Here is a 14,804-nt window from a genome sequence, read left to right on the forward strand (position 1 = left end):
CCCTCTTCCGGTTTCGGCAGCAGCCGCTACCGAAACCACGCACGACTCGACACCCCGCGCTCGCGTCGGCACGCGGAATCGAGTCGCGTTCACCGAACGCTGCACCGGATGCCGGCACACCCCCCCCCCCCCGTATTTCGACCTCGGGGGGGAAATGTTGCTGCCCCTGCGGATGATCATGTCGGACAAACGACCGGCGACGTAGCCGTTGTCGTCAATCCACACCAGGGCCCTTCTGGGACCGCGCACCAGGGCCTCGCCGACGAAGTGAACGCACGCCTCGAGGCACGTATGATCCACGGCTGGCACAGAGTCCTCGACACCGCCACGTCCTCGACACCGCCACCCGGAAGGATCTGTCCCTGCGCCCAGCCGCGACCGTCACCGTCGCGACAACCACGAGAGAAGAGAAACCATGGCCTCCCTGAGCTCGGCACTCGAGCAGGCGACACCCGTCGTCGTCACCATCACCGGCCATGGCCACGGGATCGAGTCGGGACTCCGACGCGTCGAGTTCGCGGTCGCAGCCGTAACCGGCGCAGTCTCCGTCCACGCCCGATCGAGCACACCGTGACCGACGATCACTCCACCACAGGCCCGAACCAGAGTTCCCTCTCCGCCGAGGAGAACGCCCGGATTCGGCTCCTCGCCGACCGGCTCCACTCGCGCGGCGTGCCGATCGATACCTCCGCGCGCCGACTGGCCGAGTACTCCTACGACGCCTCCAACTACCGGGTGCAGCCGTTGGCCGTGGTCTTTCCCCGATCCGCGGATGACGTCGCGGTGGTAGTGGCCGTCTGCGGCGACACCGGGATTCCCCTCGTCAGCCGAGGGGGCGGGACGTCGATGGCCGGTAACGCCGTCGGTCCCGGTGTCGTCCTCGACTTCTCCCGGCACATGAACCGCATCCTCGACATCGACGAGACTTCCGGCGTCGCCGACGTCGAACCGGGTGTCGTGCTCGCGACCCTCACGCAGGCAACCGAGAAGGCGTCCTCGGGTCGCATGACCTTCGCGCCCGATCCCTCCTCGAAGAACCGGGCCACGGTCGGTGGGGCGCTGGGCAACGACGCCTGTGGCAACCACTCCGTGCGCTACGGACGCATGTCCGATCACGTCCACGAGATCGACATCGTCACCGCCGACGGATTCCGGCTCACCGCCGCCGAGCGCGGCCTGCGCGCCACCGAGCCCGACGATGCAGACGCTGCGGCTCGCGCGGAACAGCTCAATGCCGAGCTCACCGCACTGGCCTCGCAACACCTGCTCGAATTCCGCACCGAACTCGGGAGAATCCCGCGACAGGTCTCGGGCTATCACCTGGCCAACCTGTTGCCGGAGAAGCGGTTCGACGTCGCCCGTGCTCTCGTCGGATCCGAGGGAACCTGCGCCGTGATCGTCGGTGCCCGAGTCAAGCTCGTCCCCCGCCCGTCCAGTGCGCTGCTGGTCTGCCTCGGCTACAACGACGTCGTCGACGCGGCCCGTGACATCGAAACCATCCTCGAATACTCCCCCGCCGCCATCGAGGGCGTCGACGCGGCGATCGTCGAGACCATGCGGTTCCGCCGGGGCGAGAACTCCGTCCTCGGCCTTCCTGCGGGGAACGCCTGGCTCTACGTCGATCTGGACGGTGACGACCCGGACGCCGTGGCCGCTGCAGCCGACGCGTTGCTCGGCGAGCTTCGTCGAAACGGCCGCCTCGTCGACGGCCGCACGGTGCCCGACACCACCGAACGTGCATCACTGTGGCGGGTGCGTGAGGACGGCGCCGGGCTGTCCTCCCGCCTCGCGTCCGGCGGCGAATCCTGGCCCGGCTGGGAAGACTCCGCCGTCGCACCGGAGAACCTCGCCGACTACCTCCAAGACTTCCGGGCATTGCTCGACAAACACGGTCTGCAAGGAGTGATGTACGGGCACTTCGGTGCAGGCTGCATGCACATCCGCATCACCTACGACCTGCGCACCGAAGAAGGCAGGGAAGTCTTCCGCGCGTTCACCCACGAGGCCGCACGCCTGGTGGTCCGGCACGGTGGGTCGCTGTCCGGAGAACACGGCGACGGCCGTGCCCGATCGGAGCTGCTACCGCTGATGTACTCGCCGCGGATGATCAAGGCGTTCAGCGATTTTCGATCGATCTGGGACCCGGAAGGGCTCCTGAACCCGGGATCGCTGACCGAACCGGATCGGATCGATTCCAATCTCGCGTTGGCGGGCGTTCCCGAGCGCACCTGGCGCACCCACTTCGACCTGCACCCGATCGAGGCCGTCCGCCCCGACAGTGCCCGGCCGCAGCACATGCCCGACCCGTGGGTGCACGCTGTCCAAGGCTGCATCGGAGTCGGCCGATGCCGGTCCGACGCCGGTGGCGTCATGTGTCCGAGCTACCGCGCCACCCAGGACGAGAAGGACTCGACCCGCGGCCGGGCCCGGGTGCTGCAAGAGATGGTGCGCGGCGCCCGCACGGTCGAGGAAGGGTGGAAGTCCGAGGAGGTGCGGGAGGCGCTCGATCTGTGTCTGGCGTGCAAGGCCTGCTCGAGTGACTGCCCGGCCGGTGTCGACATGGCCACGTACAAGTCCGAGTTCTTCTCGCACTACTACGACGGCAAGCGGCGACCCCTGTCGCACTACTCTCTGGGCTGGCTACCGCGCTGGCTCGAGCTCACCGGTTTGGCAGCACCGCTGGTCAACACGATATTGCGCACTCCTCTCGCGAAGTCGGCCGCCGCGCTCGGTGGGGTGTCCCCCGACCGAGCGCTTCCGCCCTTCGCCTCCCGCCGGGCCTGGAAGAAGGCCGTGGGTGACGCGCTACGAGGCCGGCCCGGCTCGACGCCCGTGGTGCTTTTTCTCGACACCTTCACCCGCGGGCTACGCCCGGAGGTCGCGGGCGCCGCAGCCCGCGTGCTCGCCTCGGCGGACCAGCAGGTGAGCTGCTCCGCGGACGCATGCTGCGGACTGACCTGGATCTCCACCGGTCAGCTCGACACCGCGAAGAAGAAACTCGGCGACGCCGCCCGGAAGCTCGACGACGGCACCGACCGGCCGATCGTCGTCGTCGAGCCGAGTTGCGCGGCCGCCCTGCGCAAGGACCTGCCCGAGCTGGTGCCCACCGACGCTGCGCGCCGCGTCGCCGCGCGGGTCCGCAGCTTCGCTTCGTACATGGACACGCTGGTTCACAACGGCTGGACACCCGAACCGGCGCACCCGTTGCCGAACGAGATGGTGCTGCAGACACACTGCCACGAGTACTCCGTGTTCGGGGCCGGAAGCCACCGCCGGGTCCTGACCGCAGCGGGTGTCGACGACGTCCGCGACGCAACCGGATGCTGCGGCGTGGCGGGCAATTTCGGGTTCGAGAAGCAGCATCACGACATCAGCATGAAGGTTGCCGAGCATTCCCTCGCGCCTGCTCTGCGTGCGGCCGGCGACAACACCGGGGTGGTCACCGACGGCTTCTCGTGCGCGATGCAGGTCGCCCAGATCGATGCGTCCGCCCCGGGCCGGCATCTCGCGGAGCTACTCGATCCCGGTCCGCGAATCTCTCTGTCTCCGAACGTATCCGAGGAGGCAGGCGAACGACCGGCGGAGTGAATCCCCTGCACCCAGGGGTCAGGCGACAAGATCGGGCATGAGTCCGAACACCTTGCCCCCCAGCCGATCCGACGCCGACGTCGCCGAAACCTCGGCGTCACCCTCTCCGGCAGCGAGCGCGTCGCGCTCGACGACGTGCTCGAGCAGCGCAGCGAAGAATACCCCGTCGAGCATTGCGTAGGCGGTATTTCGGTCGTATCGCAGTGCGGCACCGGATAATTCGGCGTAGCGGGTCAGGACCCGATCGATCATGTCGCACAGTCCCCCGTCGATCGCCGCGACGTCCTCGCGCAGCGCCGGATCGAACATCGACTGGTTGCGCAGGTCGTACCAGAGCCGGTGCATCGGCGCCTCGGTGCGCAGGGTCTCGGCGAGCTTGTCGGCGAAACCGCGGCGCAGTTCCTCCGCGGTCCGCGCGGTGGCGACGACCTCGTCGTATCGGGTCATGCATCGCGCCTTGTAGTAGCGGACGCAGTGCAGGATCAGGTCGGTCTTGTCCTTGAAGTAGTAGTGGACGACGCCGTGCGAGAACGGCGAATTCTGCGCGATCTCCCGTAGGGAGGTGCGGGCGTAGCCGAGTTCGCCGAGTGTCGCCAGGGCCGATTCGGCCAGCTGCACACGGCGTTCGTCGTACTTGTCCTGCCGACTGCGAATCGACCGACCGGCAGGCGTCGCCAGGGGGTTCATTGCTCGCCAGTCTAGTTGACAGCCAATGAACTTGACAGTCGACAAGAATTCTCGGGCCACTCGTCCGAATTGTTCTTGACAGTCGTCAAGCATTCGGCCACGATGTGATGTACGCCACATTCATCGGCTGCCAGTCGCAGCGAGCCGGTCCACGCACCGGCCCATCTCCCCCTGCTCCGTCCGTACGACCCGCAGACCACACAGGAGATCTCCATGAGCGTGTTCGACCTGACCGGACGCCGTGCACTCGTCACCGGCGGGGCCCAGGGCCTCGGCGAAGGAATGGCCAAGGCGCTCGCGGCGGCCGGTGCGAGCGTCGTCGTCGCCGACATCCAGGAGAGCGGCGCGGACGTCGCCGCAGCCCTGCCCTCCGACGGTGGCCGCAAGCACGGATTCGTCCGGCTCGACGTGACCCAGGAAAGCGACTGGGAGCGAGCGATCTCGGAGACCGTGCAGCTCGCCGGGGGCCTCGACGTGCTGGTGAACAACGCCGGCATCGAGATCACGAGCCTGGTCACCGACGTCGACGTCGACGCCGTCCGCCGCATGCTCGACATCAACATCCTCGGCACCACCCTCGGCCTCAAGCACGGACTGCGGGCGATGCGGCCCGGCGGCGCCGCGGGCAACGGCGGCTGCATCGTCAACATCGCATCGGTCGCCGCGACGATCGCGTTCCCGGGCATCGCGGTCTACTCGGCCACCAAGTCCGCCGTCGACCGGCTGACCCGCGTCGCCGCGATGGAGAGCGGCAAACTCGGCTACGGCGTCCGCGTCAACTGCGTCTACCCCGGCCTCGTCCCCACCGCGATGGGTGCCGGACTCGCGAACGACATGGCCACCCTAGGGCTCTTCGGTTCACCCGAGGAGGCGGTCGCGGCCGTCGTGGACCTGACGCCGTCCGGGCGTCTGGGCACCGTCGAGGACATCGCGGACGCCGTGGTGTTCCTCGCCTCGGACGCAGCACGATTCGTCAACGGTGTCGGCCTCCCGGTCGACGGCGGCATGGGAATGTGAGGAGAGGGCCCATGAGCACACCGAACCCGGCGCACACCGCACGCCGCGTCGTCGTCTACGGCGCCTCCGGATACACCGGCCGTCTCGTATGCGAGTTCCTGCGCCAGTTCCGCATTCCGTTCGTCGCGGCCGGCCGCGACAAGGCGAAGGTCGACGAGTCGATGCGCACGCACGTGCCCGGCATCGAGACCGCCGATTTCGAGGTGGTGCAGGTCGAGCACTCCGTCGAGGCGTTGACCTCGCTGTTCGAGGATGCCGACGTCGTCCTCAACACGGTCGGGCCGTTCTCCGATCTCGGCCCCGAGGTGGTGCAGGCCTGTCTGGCGGCGGGCACGCACTACACCGACACCACGGGCGAGCAGGACTGGCTCATCACGTGCGACGAACAGTACGGCGCGAAGTTCGCCGACGCCGGCCTGCTCCTCGCCCCCGGGATCGCGCAGATGTACACCACAGGTGAGATCGCGGCCCAATTGTGTCTGGAGACACCGGGTCTCGACACCCTCGACATCGCCGTGTTCTGGGGTGGAAGCCCGACCATCGCGTCGACCCGCACGATCCTGGTCAACGCCGCGACGTCCAGCGCGCACTACCTCGAGCAGAACGAGTACGTCCCGTTCGATCCCGGACAGGGACTCGTCCCCCTCGTCGTGCCCGGTCAGCACGAACTCGCGCAGTCGCTGCCGTGGGGCGGCACGTCGCACCCGGTGTGGTTCCGTCGCGACCCGCGCGTCGCGAACGTCAAGGCGCAGGGCGGGGTGTTCAATGCGGCTCTGATGCACGGGGTTCCGCAGATCGTCGCGCAGGCGCTCGAGGCGACCAAGGACATGACGCCCGAGGACCGGGACGCCGCGCTGACCGCCACGGCCCGGCAGGTCATGAACGTCATGCCGCCGCGCGAGAATCCCCGCGTCAACAAGTCACTCGACTCGGTGCACGCCTCGGGACCGCTGGGACGAGCACACTGCGTGATCCACGGCAACAGCAACTACCAGCAGACCGGCCTCCTTCAGGCGTTCGCGGCCCATTGGCTGCTCCAGCAGCCTCCGAAGCGGGTCGGATTTGCCAGCGGGTGCCAGGCATTCGGCCATCACGAACTGCTCGGAATCCTACGGAGTTTCGGCCTGGTCTCGAAACCGGTTCTGACCGTTCAGGATTGACGATGCGGATCGTCGACTACCTCGACAAGGGCGCCTCCCTCGGACCCGACAGGCCGTGCTTCACGACCGACGGCGACACGTGGACGTACGCGACGGTGCAAACCCTCGCGAACGACGTGGCCTGCGCGCTGGTGACGCACGGTGTGCGCAGCGGCAGCAAGGTCGCCGTGCTGTCCGGCAACGATCCGCTCGCGTTCGCGTGCGTGTTCGGCATCAGCCGAGCCGGCGCGGTGTGGTGCCCGATCAACCCGCGCAACGAGGCCGCCGAGAACCGGGAGATCCTAGACCGCTTCGACTGCGAGGTGCTGCTGTACGCGTCGGCGTATCGCGACCTCGTGGACCGCATCCGCCCGGATCTGCCGGCGATCCACACCTGGGTGCAACTCGACGGCGACCCCGGTCCAGACGCGCTGAGCTGGGAATCGTTCCGCGCCGACGCGCTCGAGGGCGCCGTCCAGGACGCCGCGCCGCCGGACGACCTCGCGATGATCGTCGGCACCGGAGGCACGACCGGGCGCCCCAAGGGAGTGCAGCTGACCGGCACCAATCTCGAGACGATGACGGCGCTCACGCTCATGAGTTACCCGTTCCCGACCCGCGGGGACCGTCCGGTCTATCTCGCGCTCGCGCCGCTCACCCACGCCGCCGGCGTGCTGTGTTTCCCGGTGCTCGCGTCCGGCGGCGAGATCGTCATCATGCGCACCCCCGACGTCGGGCAGTTCCTGCGGCTGATTCCCCAGCACCGGGTCACACACACGTTTCTGCCGCCGACCCTGATCTACATGGTCCTCGCGCATCCGGACCTGGACGTCACGGACCTGTCGAGCCTGATGTGCTTCTGGTACGGCGCGGCCCCGATGAGCCCGACCCGGCTCGCCGAGGCCCTGGACCGGATCGGGCCGATGGCACAGTTGTTCGGGCAGACCGAGGCGCCGATGATGATCTCGGTGCTGCCGCCGGACGAACACCGCCGACCCGACGGGTCGATCGCCACCGAGGTCCTCAGCTCAGCCGGACGGCCGACTCCCCTCGTGACCGTCGCGGTCATGGACAAGGACGGGACGTTGCTCCCGACCGGGGAACGCGGGGAGATCGTCATCCGCTCGTCGCTCGTGATGTCCGGCTACTACAAGAATCCCGAGGCCACCGACGAAGCGAGCCGGTTCGGGTGGCACCACACCGGCGACATCGGCTATCTCGACGAGTCGGGGCTGCTGTTCATCGTGGACCGCGCGAAGGACATGATCATCACCGGCGGGTTCAACGTGTACTCCACGGAGGTCGAGCAGGCGATCCTCGCGCACGACGCGGTCCAGGACTGCGCGGTCATCGGCCTGCCGGACGACAAGTGGGGCGAACGTGTCGTCGCGGTCGTCCAGCCCCAGCCCGGGCGCAGCATCGATCCGGCCGAGCTCACCGCGTTCGTCAAGGAACGCATCGGATCGGTGAAGGCCCCCAAGCAGATCGAGGTGTGGCCGGATCTGCCGCGTTCGAAGGTCGGCAAGGTCCTCAAGACCGACATCAAGGCCGCGTTCGGCTGATCGCCCGCGGCGTGGCGCACAGGCACTTCGAGCATCCGGCAGACGTGAGCGGCGTGGCGCGCGCGTCGCGGCGGGTGTGATGCGGCACAGGGCCATAGCATTCGCATGGATCACACATGCACGTGCCCCCGGTGCTGAGAAGGAGCCACCCACCCGTGACCACAACCACCCCCCGCCCCTCCCAGAACGCCCCCCGAGAAGACGACGGCTACTTCGGCCCCGGTTCCGTCTCGTGGAAGGTCTACGCCGACCCGTCTTCCCGCGTCGCCGGCATGGCGGGCCTCCTGCTGCAGGCGCTCAACCCCGGCATGATGCGGCTGTTCGAGCACGCGTCGGCCGCGTACGCCGATCCGAAGGGCCGAGACGAACGCACCGGCCGCTATCTCGACACGGTCATGTTCGGCGACAAGGCCCACGCGGATGCCGCCGCCGCGTCGGTGCGACGCATGCACGCGCACGCGGTCTGGGACGACCCGCACACCGGCACCACGCTGCGCGCCGACGAGCCCGCGTGGATCGACTGGACCCACAACGCCCTCGCGTTCGCGCTGCTGCGCGGTGCGGAGGCCTTCGGCCTCGACCTGACCCCGGCCGAACAGGACGCGTTCGTCGTCGAGCAGCACATCGCCGCGGAACTCGTCGGCGCAGACCCTGCGCGCCTGCCCACGACCCGCGCCGACCTCGAGGCCTACGTCGACGAGCAGCGCCACTGGCTGTCACTGTCCCTCGCGGCCGCCGAGGTGACGCACGCCCTCCGCAAGCCGAGCCTGCGGGGCAACCCGGTGAAGGTGTTCACGTTCGTCGTCGTGCAGGACGGCATGCTGTCGATCCTGCCGGAGTGGGCGCGCCTGATGTACGGCATCGACGCCTGATGTACGGCATCGAGGGTCGCCCGATGAACCTGCGCGCCGCCGCGCGCACCACCAAGCGCCTGATCGGCATCGCCCGCAAGAACGAGTCGTACGACAAAATGGTCGCCGAGATCACCACCCGCATCGACGAGACGCCGTACCGCAAGGTGCGTGCGCGCAAGGCCTGAGCTCCGCAGCCGCACAGCATGAAGGCCCCCGGGGGTGGGGCCTTCGTCGAGCTCGAACCGTGTACGGCCCGGGTTACAACAGATTCGACAGGAACGTCTTGGTGCGCTCGTGCTGCGGGTTGGCCAGCAGCGCACGTGGATCCCCGGCTTCGACGACGACCCCGCGGTCCATGAACACCAGCTGGTCGGCGACCTCCCGCGCGAATCCCATCTCGTGGGTGACCACGATCATGGTCATGCCACCGGCGGCGAGGTCCTTCATCACCGACAGCACCTCCCCCACCAGTTCGGGGTCCAGCGCGGAGGTCGGTTCGTCGAACAGCATCAGTTTCGGGTCCATCGCCAGCGCCCGTGCGATCGCCACCCGCTGCTGCTGACCGCCGGACAGCTGCGCCGGATAGGCGTCGGCCTTGTCGGCGAGACCGACACGGTCGAGCAGTTCGCGGGCCCGTTCGGTGGCTTCGCTGCGGCGCTTCTTCTTCACCAGGACCGGTGCCTCGACGACGTTGGCCAGTGCGGTCCGGTGCGGGAACAGGTTGAAGTGCTGGAACACCATGCCGATGTCGCGGCGCTGCTTGGCCGCCTCCCGCGGGTGCAGCTCGTGCAGTTTGCCGCCGCGTTCGGCGTAGCCGACCAGGGTGCCGTCGACGTACAGGCGTCCGGCGTCGACCCGCTCGAGGTGGTTGATGCACCGCAGGAACGTGGATTTCCCGGAACCCGACGGACCGATCAGACACGTCACGTTCCCGCGCTCGACCTGGAGCGAGATGCCCTTGAGCACCTGGACCGCGCCGAAGTTCTTGCAGACCCGATCGGCCTGGACCATGGGCGTCACTGTGCGTCACCTCCGGGTGCGATGCCGCCGCCCCCGTGACCGGGCGGCAACGGTTTGCCCTGCGCGTCGGCGAGGGCCTGCAGCTGGCGGGCGGTGAGTCGGCGGCTCAGGCCCTTCGAGTAGTGCCGTTCGAGGAAGTACTGGCCGACCATGAGCACGCTGGTGATCGCGAGGTACCAGGTGGCGGCGACCAGCAGCAGCGGGATGGGCTGGAAGTTGGCGCCCGAGATGTCGCGCGCCCGGCCGTAGAGCTCCAGCGTGTACGGCACGGCCGCGACCAGCGAGGTGGTCTTGAGCATGCTGATGAGCTCGTTGCCGGTGGGCGGGATGATCACCCGCATCGCCTGCGGCAGGATCGTGCGGCGCATGGTCTGGGACCACGACATGCCCAGGGCGGTCGACGCCTCGGTCTGGCCTTCCGGGACGGAACCGATTCCGGCGCGGATGATCTCGGCCATGTAGGCGGCCTCGTTCAGGCCGAGGCCGATGACCGCGAACAGGAACGCGGCATTGATGCCCTGCAGGTCGATGTGCACGAACTGGTGCACGAACGGGATGCCCAGGTCGAGCTGCTTGTAGATGGCCGGGAACAGGCCCCAGAACACCAACTGCACGTACACCGGGGTGCCGCGGAAGATCCACAGGTACACCCAGGAGACGGTCCGCAGCACCGGGTTCGGGGACAGTCGCATGACGGCGAGCACGATCCCGAGCAGAACCGCGAGGATCATCGCGAGCACGGTGAGCTGAATCGTCTTCCACGCCGCCGCGGTGATCCGCCGATCGAACAGATACTGCGCGTAGATGTCCCAGCGGTACGCCTCGTTGGTGGCCGCGCCCCACAGGAACAGCGCCACGAGTACGGCGACGACGACACCTGCGATCCACCGTCCGGGCCGGCGCAGCGGCACCGCCTCGATCGGCGCCGGTTCGGTCCCGGCCTGCGGGCCGCTCACGGAGCTCGCCTGCTCGCTCATCGGACCCCTTCCGTCAGCTCGGCGCAGCGTTGATCTGCGCGGTGTCGATCATTCCGTCTTCCATGCCCCACCGCTCCGCGATCTGCGCGTACACACCGGAGTCGATCAGTTCCTGCACGGCCTGCTGCAGGACCGGCCCCAGCGGGGAGTCCTTGGCGACGACGAACCCGTACGGGGCGGCGTCGAACACTTCCCCGGCCGGTTCGAGCCGGCCCTCGCTGCGTTCGATCGCGTACGCGGTGACGGGCGAGTCCGCGGACAGTGCGTCGACGCGGCCGAGGATGAGCGCGTTGGTGGCCTCGTCCTGGCTGTCGTACTTGACCTTGTCGATGGGGGGTTTGCCCGCGGCGACGCACGCCTCGCTCTTGGCCGGTATCTCGTCGATGTCCTCGGTGGTGGTGGTCTGCACCGCGACGCGCAGGCCGCACGCGTTGTTCGGGTCCACGTCGTCGCCGACGCGCTGCGCCCACTGCACGCCGGCGCTGAAGTAGGTGACGAAGTCGACGGACTTCTCGCGTTCCTTGGTGTCGGTGAACGACGACGACCCCATGTCGAACGTGCCGGACTGCACCGCCGGGATGATCCGGTCGAAGTCCGACTCGCTGATGTTCATCGTGACGCCGAGGACGTCGCCGATCGCGTTGAGCAGTTCCACCGCGTACCCGACGATGTTGCCGTCGTCGTCCTTGAACTCGTTGGGGGCGTACGGCGGGTTCGATCCGACCTTGATCTGCCCTGCGGCCGCGATCGACTCGGGCAGCTGTGCCGCGATCTCGTCGACCTTCTCGGCGCGGATCGGGTCACCGGGCGGCACCGTCGCTTCGGTGTTGCTCACGCATCCGGTCGCGACCGCGAGCACCAGCGCGAGCGCGAGAATCCACGCCGGGGCACGTCGCCGACGTCGGCGGGCGGCAGGTTCCGATCCGGCGGGTTCGTCCACAATCGAACAGTAACCGGACGGTGGCCGGGTGTCCCGGAATGCGCGCCCCGACATGCACCTCGCCGCCGGTGTGACCCTCACCGCAGGCGGGTGCGGGCGAGCACGATCTCGGTGAACTCCGCGGTCGAGGCCTGCCCGCCCAGATCGGCGGTCGCGACACCGGAGGCGATGGTCTCCTCGACGGCGTGCTCGATGCGGTGCGCCGCGCGCTGCAGATACGGGAGGTCACCGGTGGTGGCGATGCGATCGAGCAGCATCGCCGCCGATAGGAGCAGTGCCGTCGGGTTGGCGCGGTTGCGGCCCGCGATGTCGGGGGCGGCGCCGTGCGCGGCCTGCGCCATCGCCTTCGTCGCGGACGCGTTGATCGACCCGGCGGTGCCGAGCGAGCCGGCGAGTTCCCCGGCGAGGTCGGAGAGGATGTCACCGAACATGTTCTCGGTGACGACGACGTCGTAGTCGCCGCCGTGCCGCACCAGGTGCGCGGCCATGGCGTCGACGTGCTCGTCGTCGACCGCGATGCCGGGATACTGCGCGCCGACGTCGCGGCACACGTCGCGGAACAGCCCGGTGGTCATGGAGAGCACGTTCGCCTTGTGCACGATCGTCACGCGCCGGCGGCGGCGCGCGGCGAGCCCGAACGCGATGTGCGCGATCCGTTCGCACGCGGCGCGGGTGAACACCCCGACGGCCAGCGCGACGTCGGGGGTCGGCATGAACTCGCCCGAGCCGACCGCCATGTTCCGATCGGCGTACAGGCCCTCGGTGTTCTCGCGCACGATGACCAGGTCCATGTTCGGTACGACCGCGCGCACACCGGGCAGCGCCTTCGCAGGCCGGATGTTCGCGTACAGGTCGAACTGTTTGCGGATGCGGCCGCCGGGGGTGAGTTCGCTGCGGAACGGTTCGGGATAGGACGCGTTGTCGTGCGGGCCGAGGATCCACGCGTCGAGATCGGCGAGCGCGTCGAGCGTGGACTGCGGGAGCGGGGTGCCGTGGGTGGCGATCGCGTCCGCGCCGATGGGCAGCGGCACCCAGTCGATCGCCGGTCCACCGGCCGCGGCGACCGCAGCGTCGACAACCCGCTGGGTGGCGGGCACGATCTCGTGGCCGATGCCGTCACCGACGAGCAGGCCGATGCGGTGGCCGGAGGAGGTGAACGGGTCGGTCGTTGCGGTGGAGTCGGTCACCGCGTAATGATTGCGCACCATGGTGCAGTCCGTGGAACTGCTGCTCGACGATCGGCTCGACGATGCGGTGCGGGCCGAGTGGGATCGGCTGCTCGGCGCCGGGATCAGCAGTGCCGCGCGCGTGCGCACCGAGACCAACCGGCCGCACATCACGCTCGCGGTCGCGGCGTCGATCCCGCCCGGGATCGAGGGGCAGATGCGGGAACGGATCGACGGGTCGCCGATCGAGTTGCGGCTCGGCGGGATCGTGGTCTTCGGTGACCGGCACGCGACGCTGGCGCGGCTGGTGGTGCCGACGGTCGAACTGCTCACCCTGCACCGCGAGGTGTTCGCGCTGCTCGAGCAGTGCCCGGGGATCCCGCCGCACATCCGGCCCGGCGAGTGGACGCCGCACGTGACGCTGGCGCGGCGGGTGCCTGCCGGCCGGATCGGCGCGGCGATCGTCGCGACGCATGCGGCGAGAAACGAACTGGACGGGACATCGGCGGGGATCCGGCGGTGGGACGGTCAGGCGAAGCGCGAGTGGCGCGTGGTGTGACCGTGCCATGGCTCAGAACCGGTAGTCGCCGAATTGGGTTGTCTCCCTGTGGGTATCGGGAGTCAGATCGGCCAGGGACAGCGCCGTCAGGACGACGAGGACGAGGGCGAAGACTAACAGGGCGGTCATGCGATCCAGCGTGCGCCGCACCGCCTTTCACCGACAGTGGCAGATATGACAGTTTTGCTCGTTTTTCTGCCAATCCGGTGGCACACTGGCAGACATGTTGAAGACCGTGGTGGTGCCGCTGCTCCCCCGTATCGAGGCGTTCGAACTCGGCGTCGCGTGCGAGGTGTTCGGATTCGACCGGTCGGACGACGGCCTGCCCACCTACGATTTCACGCTGATCCGGGGCACACCGCTGCCGGTCACCACGCGGTTCGGCTACACCATCGACGTCCCGTACGACCTGGACCTCCTCGACTCCGCGGACCTGATCATCGTGCCCGCCGGCGGCACCGGCGTGGCGACGCCGCAGGACCAGAGCTACGTGTGCGGCCCCGACGACGACACCTGCGACCTGGAACCGCTGTTCGAGAAGTTGCGGGCCGCGGTCGAGCGCGGCGCACGCGTGGCCAGCATGTGCACCGGCGCCTTCACCCTGGCCGCCGCCGGTCTGCTCGACGGACGGCCCTGCACCACGCACTGGAAGCACGCCGCGCGGCTGGCCGAGATGTATCCGGCGGCGAAGGTCGATCCCGACGTGCTCTACGTCGACGACGGCGCGGTGCTCACCAGCGCCGGTACCGCCGCCGGGATCGACCTGTGCCTGCACATCGTCCGCAGCGAACAGGGCGCCCACGTCGCGAACACGATCGCGCGGCGCATGGTGGTGCCGCCGCACCGCGACGGCGGGCAGGCCCAGTACGTCGCGATGCCGTTGCCCGAATGCAAGTCCGAAACCCTTGCCCCGCTTCTCGATTGGATGACCGAGAATCTGGACCGGGAGTTGCCGGTCGCGGTCCTCGCGGAGAAGGCCCACATGTCGGCGCGCACGTTCGCCCGCCGGTTCACCGCCGAGACCGGCACCACCCCGGCGCGGTGGCTGCGCGACCAGCGGGTGCACGCCGCCCAGCAACTGCTCGAGAACACCGACCTGCCGGTCGACGTGATCGCCGACCGCGTCGGATTCGGCACCGCCGCGGTGCTGCGGCAGCATTTCCTGCGGGCACGGCACACCACCCCGCAGGCCTACCGGCGCACGTTCCGGACGGAACCGGTGCCGGTCTCCTGAACGGCGCCGGACGGCATCGGGAAGAATCGAGCGTGCCCGGGTGTTGAAGCGGCCGGAGCAT

14 protein-coding genes are annotated in these 14,804 nt (G+C 68.8%); 9 read left to right on the forward strand and 5 right to left on the reverse strand.

Features of this window, described 5'->3' with window-relative positions:
• The first annotated feature begins 415 nt into the window (after positions 1 to 415).
• Both ACWDTS_RS26255 and ACWDTS_RS26260 read left to right on the forward strand, forming a co-directional pair.
• Positions 416 to 574 carry a hypothetical protein gene (locus ACWDTS_RS26255; protein ID WP_450111262.1) on the forward strand — a complete coding sequence of 53 codons (159 nt, stop codon included), beginning with the start codon at positions 416 to 418 and terminating at the stop codon, positions 572 to 574.
• A 62-nt stretch (positions 575 to 636) separates the two neighbouring features.
• On the forward strand, positions 637 to 3,588 hold the full coding sequence (locus ACWDTS_RS26260) for an FAD-binding and (Fe-S)-binding domain-containing protein (RefSeq protein WP_450119345.1): 2,952 nt from the start codon (positions 637 to 639) through the stop codon (positions 3,586 to 3,588).
• 18 nt (positions 3,589 to 3,606) lie between these two features.
• Here ACWDTS_RS26260 and ACWDTS_RS26265 read toward each other — a convergent pair whose 3' ends face one another.
• Positions 3,607 to 4,275 carry a TetR/AcrR family transcriptional regulator gene (locus ACWDTS_RS26265; RefSeq protein WP_450111261.1) on the reverse strand — a complete coding sequence of 223 codons (669 nt, stop codon included), beginning with the start codon at positions 4,273 to 4,275 and terminating at the stop codon, positions 3,607 to 3,609.
• A 213-nt stretch (positions 4,276 to 4,488) separates the two neighbouring features.
• On the opposite strand from ACWDTS_RS26265, the gene ACWDTS_RS26270 reads away from it, so the two are divergent.
• The 5 genes from ACWDTS_RS26270 (at position 4,489) to ACWDTS_RS26290 (ending at position 9,032) form a co-directional block, all read left to right on the forward strand.
• Positions 4,489 to 5,292 carry an SDR family NAD(P)-dependent oxidoreductase gene (locus ACWDTS_RS26270; protein ID WP_450119331.1) on the forward strand — a complete coding sequence of 268 codons (804 nt, stop codon included), beginning with the start codon at positions 4,489 to 4,491 and terminating at the stop codon, positions 5,290 to 5,292.
• Between the two features lie 11 nt (positions 5,293 to 5,303).
• Positions 5,304 to 6,452, forward strand: a complete 1,149-nt coding sequence (locus ACWDTS_RS26275) for a DUF5938 domain-containing protein (RefSeq protein WP_450119332.1) — start codon at positions 5,304 to 5,306, stop codon at positions 6,450 to 6,452.
• A 2-nt stretch (positions 6,453 to 6,454) separates the two neighbouring features.
• Positions 6,455 to 7,993 carry an acyl-CoA synthetase gene (locus ACWDTS_RS26280; protein ID WP_450119333.1) on the forward strand — a complete coding sequence of 513 codons (1,539 nt, stop codon included), beginning with the start codon at positions 6,455 to 6,457 and terminating at the stop codon, positions 7,991 to 7,993.
• A gap of 155 nt (positions 7,994 to 8,148) precedes the next feature.
• Positions 8,149 to 8,865, forward strand: a complete 717-nt coding sequence (locus ACWDTS_RS26285; RefSeq protein ID WP_450119334.1) for an oxygenase MpaB family protein — start codon at positions 8,149 to 8,151, stop codon at positions 8,863 to 8,865.
• Entirely contained in the window at positions 8,865 to 9,032 is a 168-nt protein-coding gene (locus ACWDTS_RS26290; RefSeq protein ID WP_450119335.1) for a hypothetical protein, read from the forward strand. The genes ACWDTS_RS26285 and ACWDTS_RS26290 overlap by 1 nt, the downstream gene beginning before the upstream one ends.
• 73 nt (positions 9,033 to 9,105) lie before the next feature.
• Here the strand turns inward: ACWDTS_RS26290 and ACWDTS_RS26295 are convergent, their stop codons facing one another.
• From ACWDTS_RS26295 to ACWDTS_RS26310, 4 genes are all read right to left on the reverse strand, one after another.
• A complete protein-coding gene (locus tag ACWDTS_RS26295; RefSeq protein WP_450119336.1) occupies positions 9,106 to 9,867 on the reverse strand; it encodes an amino acid ABC transporter ATP-binding protein in 762 nt (253 codons plus the stop codon).
• The gene (locus tag ACWDTS_RS26300) at positions 9,864 to 10,844 is read right to left on the reverse strand and encodes an amino acid ABC transporter permease (RefSeq protein WP_197251242.1); all 981 of its coding nucleotides are present in this window, start codon (positions 10,842 to 10,844) and stop codon (positions 9,864 to 9,866) included. Before ACWDTS_RS26300 ends, ACWDTS_RS26295 begins: the two co-directional genes overlap by 4 nt.
• A 13-nt stretch (positions 10,845 to 10,857) precedes the next feature.
• On the reverse strand, positions 10,858 to 11,784 hold the full coding sequence (locus tag ACWDTS_RS26305) for an ABC transporter substrate-binding protein (protein ID WP_450119337.1): 927 nt from the start codon (positions 11,782 to 11,784) through the stop codon (positions 10,858 to 10,860).
• Positions 11,785 to 11,861: 77 nt separating this feature from the next.
• Positions 11,862 to 12,992: an isocitrate/isopropylmalate dehydrogenase family protein gene (locus tag ACWDTS_RS26310; protein ID WP_450119338.1), complete on the reverse strand. Its 1,131-nt coding sequence runs from the start codon at positions 12,990 to 12,992 to the stop codon at positions 11,862 to 11,864.
• Here ACWDTS_RS26310 and ACWDTS_RS26315 point away from each other — a divergent pair.
• Positions 12,991 to 13,509 carry a 2'-5' RNA ligase family protein gene (locus ACWDTS_RS26315; RefSeq protein ID WP_197251240.1) on the forward strand — a complete coding sequence of 173 codons (519 nt, stop codon included), beginning with the start codon at positions 12,991 to 12,993 and terminating at the stop codon, positions 13,507 to 13,509. The genes ACWDTS_RS26310 and ACWDTS_RS26315 overlap by 2 nt on opposite strands.
• Before the next feature lie 223 nt (positions 13,510 to 13,732).
• Positions 13,733 to 14,743 (forward strand): GlxA family transcriptional regulator, encoded by a 1,011-nt coding sequence (locus ACWDTS_RS26320; RefSeq protein WP_248675983.1) that lies wholly within the window; start codon positions 13,733 to 13,735, stop codon positions 14,741 to 14,743.
• The last annotated feature ends 61 nt before the right edge of the window (positions 14,744 to 14,804 follow it).

The organism is Rhodococcus sp. NPDC003383, assembly GCF_053589115.1.

Coding starts and splice junctions, on each gene's coding strand:
- ACWDTS_RS26270 (WP_450119331.1), top strand. CDS start 4,489: ATGAGCGTGTTCGACCTGACCGGACGCCGTGCACTCGTCACCGGCGGG.
- ACWDTS_RS26265 (WP_450111261.1), bottom strand. CDS start 4,275: ATGAACCCCCTGGCGACGCCTGCCGGTCGGTCGATTCGCAGTCGGCAG.
- ACWDTS_RS26310 (WP_450119338.1), bottom strand. CDS start 12,992: ATGGTGCGCAATCATTACGCGGTGACCGACTCCACCGCAACGACCGAC.
- ACWDTS_RS26280 (WP_450119333.1), top strand. CDS start 6,455: ATGCGGATCGTCGACTACCTCGACAAGGGCGCCTCCCTCGGACCCGAC.
- ACWDTS_RS26275 (WP_450119332.1), top strand. CDS start 5,304: ATGAGCACACCGAACCCGGCGCACACCGCACGCCGCGTCGTCGTCTAC.
- ACWDTS_RS26290 (WP_450119335.1), top strand. CDS start 8,865: ATGTACGGCATCGAGGGTCGCCCGATGAACCTGCGCGCCGCCGCGCGC.
- ACWDTS_RS26300 (WP_197251242.1), bottom strand. CDS start 10,844: ATGAGCGAGCAGGCGAGCTCCGTGAGCGGCCCGCAGGCCGGGACCGAA.
- ACWDTS_RS26315 (WP_197251240.1), top strand. CDS start 12,991: ATGGTGCAGTCCGTGGAACTGCTGCTCGACGATCGGCTCGACGATGCG.
- ACWDTS_RS26320 (WP_248675983.1), top strand. CDS start 13,733: ATGTTGAAGACCGTGGTGGTGCCGCTGCTCCCCCGTATCGAGGCGTTC.
- ACWDTS_RS26255 (WP_450111262.1), top strand. CDS start 416: ATGGCCTCCCTGAGCTCGGCACTCGAGCAGGCGACACCCGTCGTCGTC.